Annotated in this window: 10 protein-coding genes; 6 read left to right on the top strand and 4 right to left on the bottom strand. The window is 64.1% G+C overall.

Going from position 1 to position 12,049, the window contains the following annotated elements; all coding sequences use genetic code 11:
- Positions 1-442: 442 nt before the first annotated feature.
- From QQK63_RS11245 to QQK63_RS11235, 3 genes are all read right to left on the bottom strand, one after another.
- On the bottom strand, positions 443-1,312 hold the full coding sequence (locus QQK63_RS11245; RefSeq protein WP_277822781.1) for a hypothetical protein: 870 nt from the start codon (positions 1,310-1,312) through the stop codon (positions 443-445).
- Positions 1,309-3,270, bottom strand: coding sequence for a DNA topoisomerase IV subunit B (gene parE / locus QQK63_RS11240; RefSeq protein ID WP_277822779.1), 1,962 nt, complete (start codon positions 3,268-3,270; stop codon positions 1,309-1,311). Before parE ends, QQK63_RS11245 begins: the two co-directional genes overlap by 4 nt.
- A gap of 174 nt (positions 3,271-3,444) precedes the next feature.
- Positions 3,445-3,945 carry a hypothetical protein gene (locus QQK63_RS11235; RefSeq protein WP_284283212.1) on the bottom strand — a complete coding sequence of 167 codons (501 nt, stop codon included), beginning with the start codon at positions 3,943-3,945 and terminating at the stop codon, positions 3,445-3,447.
- 182 nt (positions 3,946-4,127) lie between these two features.
- On the opposite strand from QQK63_RS11235, the gene QQK63_RS11230 reads away from it, so the two are divergent.
- From QQK63_RS11230 to QQK63_RS11220, 3 genes are read left to right on the top strand one after another with little or no spacing between them, the layout of a single operon-like run.
- Complete coding sequence (locus QQK63_RS11230; RefSeq protein ID WP_277822775.1) at positions 4,128-4,784, top strand: DUF1007 family protein; 657 nt, start codon at positions 4,128-4,130, stop codon at positions 4,782-4,784.
- Entirely contained in the window at positions 4,772-5,698 is a 927-nt protein-coding gene (locus QQK63_RS11225) for a nickel/cobalt transporter (protein WP_277822773.1), read from the top strand. Before QQK63_RS11230 ends, QQK63_RS11225 begins: the two co-directional genes overlap by 13 nt.
- A gap of 49 nt (positions 5,699-5,747) precedes the next feature.
- Entirely contained in the window at positions 5,748-7,106 is a 1,359-nt protein-coding gene (locus QQK63_RS11220) for an MATE family efflux transporter (RefSeq protein WP_277822771.1), read from the top strand.
- Positions 7,107-7,161: 55 nt separating this feature from the next.
- Here QQK63_RS11220 and QQK63_RS11215 read toward each other — a convergent pair whose 3' ends face one another.
- Positions 7,162-8,538, bottom strand: coding sequence for a M20/M25/M40 family metallo-hydrolase (locus QQK63_RS11215; RefSeq protein ID WP_277822769.1), 1,377 nt, complete (start codon positions 8,536-8,538; stop codon positions 7,162-7,164).
- Positions 8,539-8,672: 134 nt separating this feature from the next.
- Here QQK63_RS11215 and QQK63_RS11210 point away from each other — a divergent pair, with 134 nt between their 5' ends.
- From QQK63_RS11210 to QQK63_RS11200, 3 genes are all read left to right on the top strand, one after another.
- Entirely contained in the window at positions 8,673-9,239 is a 567-nt protein-coding gene (locus QQK63_RS11210; protein ID WP_277822767.1) for a 5-aminolevulic acid synthase, read from the top strand.
- A gap of 160 nt (positions 9,240-9,399) precedes the next feature.
- A complete protein-coding gene (hemA, locus tag QQK63_RS11205; RefSeq protein ID WP_277822765.1) occupies positions 9,400-10,623 on the top strand; it encodes a 5-aminolevulinate synthase in 1,224 nt (407 codons plus the stop codon).
- 169 nt (positions 10,624-10,792) lie between these two features.
- Positions 10,793-12,043 (top strand): helix-turn-helix domain-containing protein, encoded by a 1,251-nt coding sequence (locus tag QQK63_RS11200; RefSeq protein WP_277822763.1) that lies wholly within the window; start codon positions 10,793-10,795, stop codon positions 12,041-12,043.
- The last annotated feature ends 6 nt before the right edge of the window (positions 12,044-12,049 follow it).

Below are 12,049 nucleotides of genomic sequence, written 5' to 3'. Positions count from 1 at the left end.
CGGGAAGCTGTAGGGAATCTGTAGTTACAGATGTGGTGTGGGGGGATGGGTGGGTTGGGCGGGTTTGGTGGGGTGGAACCCCACCCTACGGAGGTGGCGGAGATGAGGGGACCCTATCCAACGGTGTTGGGTGGAGACCCTAGCCGGAATAGCGCCGAAGGCGGCCCCCTCTCGCACATCGCCTTGCGATGTGCTGCCGGGCAACGGGCCAGCGCCTGCCCGCCCGTCGCACCGAAGGTGCGCCGGATCTTTAGTCGGCCCGCCTTTGGCGGGACGGGCTGGCGCTTTGGTGGGGCTGGGTGCCTATGTCAGAGCGGGGAGGGACCTGGCGGGCATAAAGCGCGCCATTCGGCCGGTGCAGCGCCATCCCGCGGGCAGGCGCTGGCCGGGTGCGACGAGGATGGTAAGGTGGAACCCTAAGCTGCGCGTGTTAGACTGGCTGTCATCTTGTGAGATTTTCAAGGCTATTGGCAAGCTCCGGCACCTCTTCCTGATAGAATAGAATACAAGCTTCCGAAAGTTCCCCCGTTCCGCCAACCTCACTCACAATACTTCGCAAGACACGCAAGTAAGCATCGATAGAACAGACCATAGTATATGTCGCAAATGCACCTATTTCTTCTGGTCCGAAAAAAGGGCCAGATCCGGAAAAATTCGATTGAGTGATATCAAAGCTGAAATGGGATCCATGCGCGATCTCAGAAGCAAGATCCCAGCTCATTGCCTCAATGCCATTGAAAAGAACGGCGGCTCCAGGTGAAATTCTCTCGATTGCACGTATCTTTTCTGAGCGATTTTCGGTAAAGCAAGGCCGAAGGCCCCCACCAGCCTTTTTTTCGAATATAGAAAGAGCATCTGCGACAAGTGGATCATTCTTGCGTAAGCCAAAGTCGTTCTTCACAAGACCTTTGTGCACGCCGAAATCAAAGAAATTTTTCTGTTTCTTGAACAACTTGTAAATAGTGTATTTGGAAGCTCGCTCTGCCAATACACCTTTATCAGTGAGAACAAACGACGCATTTAGAATGCACTCATAGAAAGTTCTTGCTAAGGGTAATGCATCTTTGCTGCATATCGAGAGCGGATTGAGCAATGTCGAAATAGTTTTTCCAGTGGCAATTGCAGAAAGTATGTGCGCGCTTGCCACGCGTAGTTGATCATAAGACAGTGGAACGTTTTCGCCCGGACGCGTAGCCCTCAGAAGAATAAAATTCACATTCACTGCATTCAGCATAAAGAGAATAGTGTCTCGGTACTCCGTTCGCTTCTTGTTGGTCGCGGTGTCAAATGTTTCGATAGATACAGTATTCAAACATCCAACTCCTCCACGAACCGCGCGTTCTCCTGGATATACTGGAACCGCAATTCCGGCTTCTTGCCCATCAGCCGTTCCACCAGGTCGCCCGTTTCGCCCGGTGCGTCCTCGTCCACCGAGACGCGGATCAGTTTGCGGGAGGCGGGGTCCATCGTGGTGTCCTTGAGATCCTTCGCGTCCATCTCGCCCAGACCCTTGAAGCGGCTCACGTCGATCTTGCCCTTGCCGCCCAGACCCTTGGCCATCCATGCGGCCTTTTCCGCCTCGTCCAGGCAATAGACGCGGCGCGCGCCTTGGGTCAGGCGGAAGAGCGGCGGGCAGGCGAGATAGAGGTGCCCTGCGTCGATCAGCGGGCGCATCTGGGAAAAGAAGAAGGTCATCAGGAGCGAGGCGATATGCGCGCCGTCGACATCGGCGTCGGTCATGATGATGACCTTGTCGTAGCGCAGATCCTCGATGTTGAATTTCGTGCCCATGCCGACGCCAAGCGCCTGGCAAAGATCGGAAATCTCGGCGTTCTGGCCGAGCTTGGAGCTGGCAGCCCCCAGAACGTTCAGGATCTTGCCCCGGAGCGGCAGGAGGGCCTGGGTCTTGCGGTCGCGGGCCATCTTGGCCGAACCGCCCGCGCTGTCACCTTCGACGATGAAAAGTTCCGTGCCCTCGCGGGCGCTTTGGGAACAATCGACGAGCTTTCCGGGCAAACGCAGGCGCTTGGTCGCGGATTTGCGGGCGGTTTCCTTTTCCGCGCGGCGGCGCAGACGTTCTTCGGCGCGGAGCACGAGGAAATCGAGGATCGCGCCGGCGGATTTGGTGTTGGCGGCAAGCCAGTTGTCGAAATGGTCGCGCACGGCGCCTTCGACCATGCGGGCGGCCTCGGTTGTGGCGAGGCGGTCCTTGGTCTGGCCCACGAATTCGGGTTCGGCGATGAAGCAGGAGACAAGCGCGCCCGCGCCCGAGACCAGATCGTCACGCGTGATATTTGCCGCTTTCCGGTTACTGGCAAGCTCGCCGTAGCCGCGAATGCCCTTGAGGATCGCGGCCCAGAAGCCCGCTTCATGCGTGCCGCCCTCGGGCGTGGGGACGGTGTTGCAGTAGGATTGGATGAAGCCGTCACGTGCGGGCGTCCAGTTGATCGCCCATTCGACGGAACCCGGCTGGCCGAAGCGGGGCTGGAATTCCACTTTTCCGGCGAAAGCGGTGTCGGAATAGGTTGCGGCGTTCCCCATCGTCTCCTTGAGGTAATCGGCAAGCCCGCCGGGGAAGTGAAAGACGGCCTCGGTGGGCGTTTCGCCGTCGTCGATCTCGGACTTCCAGCGGATTTCGACGCCGCTGAACAGGTACGCCTTGGAGCGGACCATTTTCATCATGCGGGCGGGCTTGAACCGGTGCGAGCCGAAGATCTGTTCATCGGGGTGGAAGGTGACGGAGGTGCCGCGCCGGTTGGCCACGGCGCCCGCCGCGCGCACCGGGCCCTGCGGGATGCCGCGCGAGAATTCCTGCACGAACAATTCGCGGTTGCGCGCGACCTCCACCCGCACATGGTCGGAAAGCGCGTTGACGACCGAGACGCCCACACCGTGCAGGCCGCCCGAGGTCTGATAGGCCTTGCCCGAGAATTTGCCGCCCGCGTGGAGCGTACACAGGATCACCTCGAGCGCGGATTTGTCGGGGAATTTCGGATGCGGATCGACGGGGATGCCGCGCCCGTTGTCGCGGATCGTGACGGAGAAATCGGCGTGAAGCTCCACCTCGATGCGGGAGGCGTGGCCGGCCACGGCCTCGTCCATGGAATTGTCGAGCACTTCGGCGACCAGATGGTGGAGCGCGCGTTCGTCGGTGCCGCCGATATACATGCCGGGACGTTTGCGGACGGGTTCCAACCCTTCCAGCACCTCGATGGAGGAGGCGTCGTAGGTGCCCGGATCCTGGGCGTTTTTCAGCAGGTCATCGGCCATGGGGTTTCGCTGCCTCTGCTCTATCTTGTGGGCGTTTTGCGCGATCATGGCAGGTTTGGGGTCGCGGGGAAAGGGGAGGACGCAACGCCCCTGCGGCGCCGAGGGGCATGGGCGCGGGGGCGCGACAGGGCGCGTCTGTCCGGGCGGGGCGGCCGCGGCCGCCCTCAGGGCAGGTCAGATATGGAGATTGATGACGCCCGCGCCGCCGTCGACGCCGAAATAGTAATCGAGCATTTCGGGATCGAGGATGTTGCGCTGCCGGGCGACCGAGGCGAGACCGAGCAGGGTGATGACCTCGTCTTGGGTGAGTTGGCCCGCCTCCATCTTCTGGATGCCGGCTTGCAGGCTGTCGATGATTTCCTGGTTCATCATGGTGTTCGCGGCGTCATAGGCCAGTTCCGCCTGCTCGGCGGTGGCAAGGTTGTGCTGGTAGAGCGGCTGGAAATGGGCCGAGGTGAATTGCACGAAATTGTCGCTCATCTGCTGTTCGCGCAATTCGGCGTCGACGCGCGACACCACGCTTTGCAGGCCGCCGTTGAGAACGCCCACGGTCGCAAGCGACATCGCCACGCTGGCCGCGCTGAGGACGGTCCAATCGACGGTGACGGCACCGGAGTCGTCGGACACAAAGAAGCGGAAGATCGGGGGCATGGCGTTCTGCATGAAGGATGACATGGCCCCGTCTAACCCGGAAACGCGCCCCAAATGTGTTCAATTTGCAGTATTTCCACGAACAGCGCGGTCACGATCCGGCAACAAAGCCGCCATGTGGCAGGCTGGCGGAGGGCCGCCGGAAGGGCGGGCCGGTCCGGTCTTGGGGATTGTGTCGGCCTGTGCGGGCGTCCTATGTCACCTCCATGACGGCGTTTCGGATCCTGTTTTGCGCGTTCGGGGTGGTGTCGGCCCTGTCGGCCACGCCGGTCGCCGCGCATCCGCATATTTTCGTCGATGCCGGTCTGCGGCTGTTGCGCGACGCGGATGGGGTGGTCAGCGCGGTCGAGGTGACGTGGCGCTATGACGAGCTTTACACGCTGCTTCTGACCGAGGATTACGGGCTCGACCCCGATTACGATCTTGTCCTGACCGAGGCGGAGGTCGCGCAGATGCTGGGGTTCGACCTGAACTGGAGCGGCGGGTTCGAGGGCGGTCTGGTCTTGCGTCAGGGCGGTGCGCCTCTGGATCTTGGCGCGCCCGAACCCGTTTCGCTGACGCTTCTGCCGTCGGGGCAGCTGGAAACCACGCATCGGCGTGCGGTGCGGGGCGCCGTTGCGGGGGATCTGTTGGCACAGGTCTATGATCCTGAATTCTACATCGCCTTCGAAATGATCCTACCCATCGATATCGAGGGTGCGCCGGCCTGTGGGGTTGAGTTGCTGCGTGCAGATCTGGATGCGGCCTATTCGGTGCTGGAACAGGCGCTGGAAGAGATCGGGGGCGCGGTCGCTGCCGAGGACAATTTCCCGCCCGTGGGTGCCCATTTCGCGGATCGGGTGGAGGTGACATGCCCCGGCTGATCGCGCTTGCGGCGCTGGCGGTGGTCGCGGGTCTGGCGGCGCTGTACCTGACGGGGGGCGCGCGGGTGATCGAGACCTGGGCTTTGGCGGGACAGCAAGAGGCACAGGGCGAAATGGCACGGGGCCTGCGGGCGCTGCGTGCGGGCGATGCTGCCGCCTTGGCCGGATTTCTCGCCGTGTGTTTCGGCTATGGCTTTTTCCATGCCGCGGGGCCGGGCCATGGCAAGCTGGTGATCGGCGGCTATGGTGCGGCGCGGGCCATCGGGGCTTGGCGCCTTTCGGCGGTTGCGCTGGCGTCTAGCCTTGCACAGGGGCTTTCGGCCATCGCGTTGGTGACTTTCGGGATCTGGGTCTGGCGGATCGGGCGCGAGACCATGACCGACATGGCCGACCGGCTGTTCGCGCCCTTGAGTTTCGCGGCCATCGCGCTGGTTGGGCTGTGGTTGGTCTGGCGTGGGTTGCGCAAGCTGACGGTGTTGGTGCGGGAGGGGGAGCACATCCACGGACATGGCCACGACCATGCACACCATCACGATCATGGCGCCAATTGCGCGGTCTGCGGCCATGCCCATGCGCCGGACCCCGAGCATCTGGCGCAGGCGACGTCATGGCGCGAGACGGCGGCCTTGGTCGGTGCTGTCGCGATCCGGCCCTGCACGGGCGCGCTGTTCGTTCTGATCGTGACAGCGCAGATGGGGATTTTCGCGATCGGCATTGCCGGCACGATCGCCATGGCGCTTGGCACGGCTTCCGTCACGGTGGCCGTCGCAGTGGCTGCGGTGACGCTCCGGCGCGGGGTTCTGGCCGGGCTTGCGGACAGCCCGGCGCTGGCACGGGCGCAGCCGATCGTCGAAATCGCTGTTGGGATCCTTGTCGCCATCCTTGCCGCGCAATTGGCGCTGGCCGCGCTCTGACGTGACGGGTGCACTTGCCGGGGGCAGGTAGCGGGTCTAATCCCCGATCATGACAACGCTTTCCGCCCATATCCGCGCGACGCTGACGCTTGGCCTGCCGTTGATCGGCGGGATGCTGGCGCAGATCGCCATCACGCTCACCGATACGGTGATGATGGGCTGGTACGGGGTGCCGGAGCTGGCTGCCGTAGCCTTGGGCGGTTCCTATTTCCATGTCGTGCTGATTCTCGGCATGGGGTTCGGGCTGGCTGTCATGCCGATGGTTGCGGCCGCCGCCGCCAATGACGACAGGCGGCAGGTGCGTCGGATCACACGGATGGGCCTTTGGATCGCGCTGATGTTCTCGGTACTGGTCCTGCCGCTTTTCTGGTTCTCGGGAGCGATCCTGCTGGCGCTCGGTCAGACCGAGATCATTGCGGAGATGACGCAAACCTATCTCAGGATCGCGGGGTTCGGCATTGCGCCCGCGGTGGTGATGACGGTGCTGCGCAGCCATCTCTCGGCGCTCGATCATGCGCGTGTGGTCTTGTGGGCGACATTGGCGGGCGCCGTTTTGAACGCGGGTCTGAACTGGGTCCTGATCTTCGGCAACCTCGGCGCGCCGGAACTGGGCGTCGCGGGGGCGGCCTTTGCGTCGGTCGGGACACAGGCGCTGATCGCGCTGATCCTTGCGCTTCATGCCGGGCTGCATCGGGATTTGGGGCAAGACACGCTGTTCGCGCGGTTCTGGCGACCCGATTGGGAGGCTTTCGCGCAGGTGTTTCGCCTTGGCTGGCCCATCGCGCTGACGCTTTTGTCCGAATCCGGGCTCTTCATGGCGACGATGGTGATGATGGGCTGGCTTGGGCCGAACCCACTGGCCGCGCACGGCATCGCGCTGCAGATCTGTTCGGCGACCTTCATGGTGCATATCGGCTTGAGCCAGGCCGCGACGGTCCGTGCCGGGCGGGCCTGGGGCAAGCGGGATGTCGCTGGGTTGCGGCTTGCGGCTGCCGCGGCGCTTATACTGTCGGGGGGGATGGTGGCCCTGACGATCCTTGCGTTCGTGCTGATCCCCGAGCCGATGATCGGCCTCTTTCTCGACCCGACCGATCCGCTGCGCCCCGAGATCATCGCGATCGGGGTGAGCCTTTTGCTGGTGGCGGCGCTCTTCCAGCTCGCGGATGCGGGGCAGGTCATGGCGCTGGGGCTGTTGCGCGGCGCGCAAGATACGCGCGTTCCCATGATATACGCGCTGGTCTCCTATTGGGGGTTGGGCCTGCCCGCGGCTTGGGTCATAGGCTTTCCCTTGGGCTATGGGGGGCCGGGGATATGGGCGGGGCTGGTCGTGGGGCTTGCCTTTGCGGGCGGGCTGATGATGGCCCGGTTCTGGCGCGGGCCTGCGCGCATCGCGGCATCACCCGTCTGATTTTCTCTGTTTTGTAAATATCCCGGGGGTCCGGGGGCAGAGCCCCCGGCCGCCCTCAATATTCGGCGATGCCCGTCAGGATGCGCGCCCAGGCCCGCATGCCCCGGTGGAAACTGTCGAGATCGTATTTCTCGTTCGGGGAGTGGATCGCATCGTCATCCTTGCCGAAGCCCGCCAGAAGCGAATCCATCCCGAGGATCTGCTTGAAATGCCCCGCCACGGGGATCGAGCCGCCGCCCCCGATGAAGGCGGCCTCGCCCGGCCACTCTTGTGACAGCGCGGCGCGGGCGATGGAAAAGGCGGGGTGGCCGATATCCATGCGGCTGGCCGGGCTTGCGCCGTGATCTTTCCACGCGATGCTGCAATCGGGCGGAAGCTGCGCCGTGACCCAGGCGCGAAAGCTGTCGCGCAGTTTCAGCGGGTCTTGGCCCGCGACGAGGCGGAAGGACACCTTGGCATGGGCCTGCGAAGGCAGAACGGTTTTGAAGCCCGCGCCGGTATAGCCGCCCCAGATGCCGTTGATTTCGGCCGTGGGGCGGGACCAGAGAGATTCGAGGGGCGTCCGGTCGGTTTCGCCCGCCGGAACCGACAGGCCCACATCGCCCAGAAAGCCGCCCGCGTCGAAGCCGAGGCCCGCCCATTGCGCGGCGAGATCCTCGGAAATCTCCTCGACCCCGTCGTAGAATCCCGGCACCTGCACCCGTCCCGTGTCGTCGTGTAGCCCGCCCAGGATGCGGGTCAGCACCCGGATCGGGTTGATCGCCATGCCACCATACATGCCCGAATGCAGGTCGATGCGGGGGCCGGTGATGGTCATCTCTTCACCCAGAAGGCCGCGCAGCTGGGTGACGATGGCCGGCACGCCCTCGGCAAAAAGGCCCGTGTCGCAGATGAGCGCCAGATCGGCGCGGAGCGCGTCGCCATGGGCCTCGAGATAGGGGACGAGGGAGGGGGAACCGGATTCCTCCTCACCCTCCAGAAACACGGTGATCTTGCAGGGCAGGGTGCCGGTTTCCGCCTTGATGGCGCGGCAGGCCTCCAAGAATGTCATAAGCTGGCCCTTGTCATCGGCGGCACCCCGCGCGCGGATCACGCGGCCTTTTGGCGTGTCCTGCACCTCGGGATCGAACGGATCGCGTTCCCAGAGCGAGAGGGGATCGACGGGCTGCACATCGTAGTGGCCGTAGAACAGCAGATGCGGGCCGGGGCCGTCGTGATGGGCCACGACCATCGGATGGCCGGTGGTGTCATGCACCTCGGCCTGAAATCCGATTTGGGCCAGATCGTCGCGCAGCCAATCCGCCGCGCGGCGCACGTCGGCGGAAAAGGCCGGATCGGTCGAGATCGAAGGAATGCGCAACAGCTCGAACAGGCGCGCTGTGGCGGCATCGAGGTCTTTGTCGAGACGGGCGAGGACAGCATCAAGCGACATCAGCGCGGGGCCTTTCGAAAGGGTTTCGTGTTTGGCAGGAGACTGGCCCGGAGGCGGCGGGAATGTCCAGCGGTTGCCGGGGGCGCGCTGGGACGCTATTTCGGGTGGCAACCGGCAAAACGAGCGAGAGAGCCATGGTGCGAACACTTCTTCGGGGCGGTCTGGCGGCTGCGGTGGCGCTGGCGGTCGCAGGACCCGCCGCCGCGCAGGACCTGCCCAATCTGCGCGAGGCGCGCGGGATGGTCTTTGCCGAGGATGGCGGGGTCGAATGGGAGGTTTACGCCGCCGACGGGCTGACGGCTGCCGATATCGCCACGCTGGAACAGATCAACCTGATCCAGCCGCAACCGCATTACGCGGCGATGGCGGTTCATCCGGCCTCGGGGCTGGCGTCAGAGCGCACGTCGCTGGCGGCGAATTATCATGACGAGGATAATGCCCGCGCCGCGGCGATGGCCGCCTGCGGGGCGGATTGCGCGGTGGTGATGGTGATCCGTCCTGCCGGGTGGGAACCGGGCCGCGCGCTGCAATTGTCGCAACAGGCGACGGCCGCGCTGACAGGGGAATACCGCCGCCTGCCGCGCAGGTCGCGCGCCATGGCGATCAGCCCGTCGACCGGGCAATGGGGCATCGGTGAAAGCCGGGAGGCCGCCGTGATCGCTTGCGCCGCAGAGGATTGCCGCGCCGTCGTCGAAGGCTAGGCCGGGTAAGATGCGCGGATTGACACAGGTCAAAGTCAGGCGCGCGTCAATTTGTAACTTGGCCCGGGACGTGCAAAGGACATATTCCGAAGCCTGAATGGATCAGCCAGCGTCTTGACGGTGGGCCCCTCGTGACCGGGGCCGGGAAGGGAGACAGCCAGTGAATTACGACAGCGCGCTCGACGCAGCCCTCAATCGCCTGCACGAAGAAGGCCGGTATCGGACCTTCATCGACATCGAGCGTCGTCGCGGCAATTTCCCCCATGCGATCTGGAAAAAGCCCGACGGTACGGAACAACAGATCACCGTCTGGTGCGGCAACGATTACCTTGGCATGGGGCAGCATCCGGTTGTCCTCAATGCGATGCACGAGGCGCTGGAGGCGACGGGCGCAGGCTCGGGCGGCACGCGCAACATCTCGGGCACGACGGTGTATCACAAAGCGCTCGAGGCCGAACTTGCGGATCTGCACGGCAAGGAAGCCGCGCTGATCTTCACTTCCGCCTACATTGCCAATGATGCGACGCTGTCCACTTTGCCCCTGCTGTTTCCGGGGCTCATCATTTATTCGGACGCGCTCAACCACGCCTCGATGATCGAGGGGATCCGCCGCAACGGCGGAGCCAAGCGCATCTTCAGGCACAACGATCTGGCCGATCTGCGCGCCAAGCTGGAGGCCGACGATCCGTCCGCGCCCAAGCTGATCGCCTTTGAATCGGTCTATTCCATGGATGGCGATTTCGGCCCCATCGCCGAGATCCTCGAACTGGCCGAGGAATTCGGCGCGCTGACCTATCTGGACGAGGTGCATGCCGTCGGCATGTATGGCCCGCGCGGCGGCGGCGTGGCCGAGAAACTGGGCCTGATGGACCGGATCGACATCATCAACGGGACGCTGGGCAAGGCCTATGGCGTGATGGGCGGCTATATCGCGGCCAGCGCGAAAATGTGTGACGCGATCCGCAGCTATGCGCCCGGGTTTATCTTCACCACATCCATCCCGCCGGCGGTTGCGGCCGGGGCCGCGGCAAGCGTGCGGCACCTGAAAACGGATCAGGCGCTGCGCGATCTGCATCAGGAACGCGCCGCGGTTCTGAAGCTGCGTCTGAAGGGGCTGGGCCTGCCGATCATCGATCATGGCAGCCATATCGTGCCGGTCATCGTGGGTGACCCGGTGCACACCAAGAAGATCTCGGACATGCTGCTGTCGGAGTTCGGGATCTATGTGCAGCCGATCAATTTCCCCACAGTCCCGCGCGGCACAGAGCGCCTGCGTTTCACCCCCTCGCCGGTGCACGATCCCCGGTCCGTCGATGCGCTTGTGCGCGCTATGGATGCGCTTTGGAGCCATTGTGCGCTGAATCGTGCCGAGATGTCAGCCTGACGTAATCTGTTGATGCAAAGCGCGGTTTGCCCGTGTTAGGCGTGCGAAAGTAACGGGTATTGGGGAATCACCCCATCTGGGCGTAATATATGCGGTAGCGGGGCGGATCTGGACCACCAGATACTGACCAAAGGCAACCGCAGGCACGGGCAGGGAAGGCAACAGGCGCATGGGTCAGGACCACGACCAGTGGCAGGGGCAGGGCAACGTACAGCCCGATGCTTCTGTTGCCGTGTCCGGGTCCTTCGACGGGTATGACGTGACCGACGTGCCGCTTGGCGACCTGATGCGGGGCGAGCGGGCAACCCTTGGAAAATCCCTGCTGGATGTCGAGCGCGAGCTGAAGATCCGTGCCGCTTACATCGCCGCGATCGAGAATGGCGACATCGGGGCGTTTTCCTCGCCCGGCTTTATCGCGGGATATGTCCGATCCTATGCCCGATATCTCGGGATCGATCCGGAATGGACGTTTCGGCGGTTCTGTGACGAAACCGGTTTCTATGGTGTCCACGGCCCCTCGGCCCAGCAGGCCCGCGCCGCCAAGCGCGAGGTGAGCGACGCGCCCCCGCGCCGGATAGACCCCAACGAGGTCATAAAGGGCGCGCGGATCAGTTTCGCGCCTGAACGTGACCGCATGTTCTCGGGCATCGAGCCAGGCGCCCTTGGGTCCGCCGCCGTTCTGGTGGCGCTGGTGCTGGGGCTTGGCTACGGCGCGTGGTCCGTTCTCCATGACATCCAGCGGCTGCAGATCGCTCCGGTGGACGAGGCGCCCGTTCCGCTGGCGCAGCTCGACCCGCTGGCGGGAGCCTCGGAAGGGGCCTTTGCCGTCGCGCAGGATTTCGACATTGCCGTACCGGGCCCCGAAAGCTTTGGCCGGATCTATCGGCCCGAGGCGCTGGAAGCGCCGGTTTTGACGCCGCGCGATGGCGCGCTCGCCACGCTCGACCCCGACGAGGTCGGAACCTTGGGTGGTCTGGACAGCGCCGCGTCGCGGGATGTGCCACGGCTTGCCGCAGCAGCGTCGTTCGAGCAGGGGGGAGAGGGCGAACCCGCCCCCGCGGTACAGGTCACCGAAGCAAGGCAGGACGAACTGGTCATCTTTGCGGTGCGCCCGTCTTGGGTTCGGGTGACATCGGCCTCGGGCGCGACCCTGTTCGAGGGGACGTTGAACAGAGGCGACAGCTACACCATCCCCGAAAGCGCCGAAGCGCCGCGTTTGCGGTCGGGCAATGCGGGATCGGTGTATTTCGCGGTCAACGGCGTCACCATGGGCCCCGCCGGTCCGGGTGCCTCGATCGCGCGAGACGTGGAATTGTCGGCCGATGCGATCAGCACGAATTTCGCGATGGCCGATGCCGCCGCCGACCCTGACCTGCCCGAGGTGGCTGAATTGATCCTGTCGGGTGACGCTGCGCGCTGAAAAGCG

The sequence above is a fragment of the Roseicyclus marinus genome (assembly GCF_030163795.1).
In the GTDB taxonomy this organism is placed as follows: domain Bacteria; phylum Pseudomonadota; class Alphaproteobacteria; order Rhodobacterales; family Rhodobacteraceae; genus Roseicyclus; species Roseicyclus marinus.
Note: the sequence above shows the minus strand (reverse complement) of the source record. Positions and strands in the feature narration are given on the sequence as shown.

Coding starts and splice junctions, on each gene's coding strand:
- parE (WP_277822779.1), bottom strand. CDS start 3,270: ATGGCCGATGACCTGCTGAAAAACGCCCAGGATCCGGGCACCTACGAC.
- QQK63_RS11235 (WP_284283212.1), bottom strand. CDS start 3,945: ATGTCATCCTTCATGCAGAACGCCATGCCCCCGATCTTCCGCTTCTTT.
- QQK63_RS11230 (WP_277822775.1), top strand. CDS start 4,128: ATGACGGCGTTTCGGATCCTGTTTTGCGCGTTCGGGGTGGTGTCGGCC.
- QQK63_RS11225 (WP_277822773.1), top strand. CDS start 4,772: ATGCCCCGGCTGATCGCGCTTGCGGCGCTGGCGGTGGTCGCGGGTCTG.
- QQK63_RS11220 (WP_277822771.1), top strand. CDS start 5,748: ATGACAACGCTTTCCGCCCATATCCGCGCGACGCTGACGCTTGGCCTG.
- QQK63_RS11215 (WP_277822769.1), bottom strand. CDS start 8,538: ATGTCGCTTGATGCTGTCCTCGCCCGTCTCGACAAAGACCTCGATGCC.
- QQK63_RS11210 (WP_277822767.1), top strand. CDS start 8,673: ATGGTGCGAACACTTCTTCGGGGCGGTCTGGCGGCTGCGGTGGCGCTG.
- QQK63_RS11200 (WP_277822763.1), top strand. CDS start 10,793: ATGGGTCAGGACCACGACCAGTGGCAGGGGCAGGGCAACGTACAGCCC.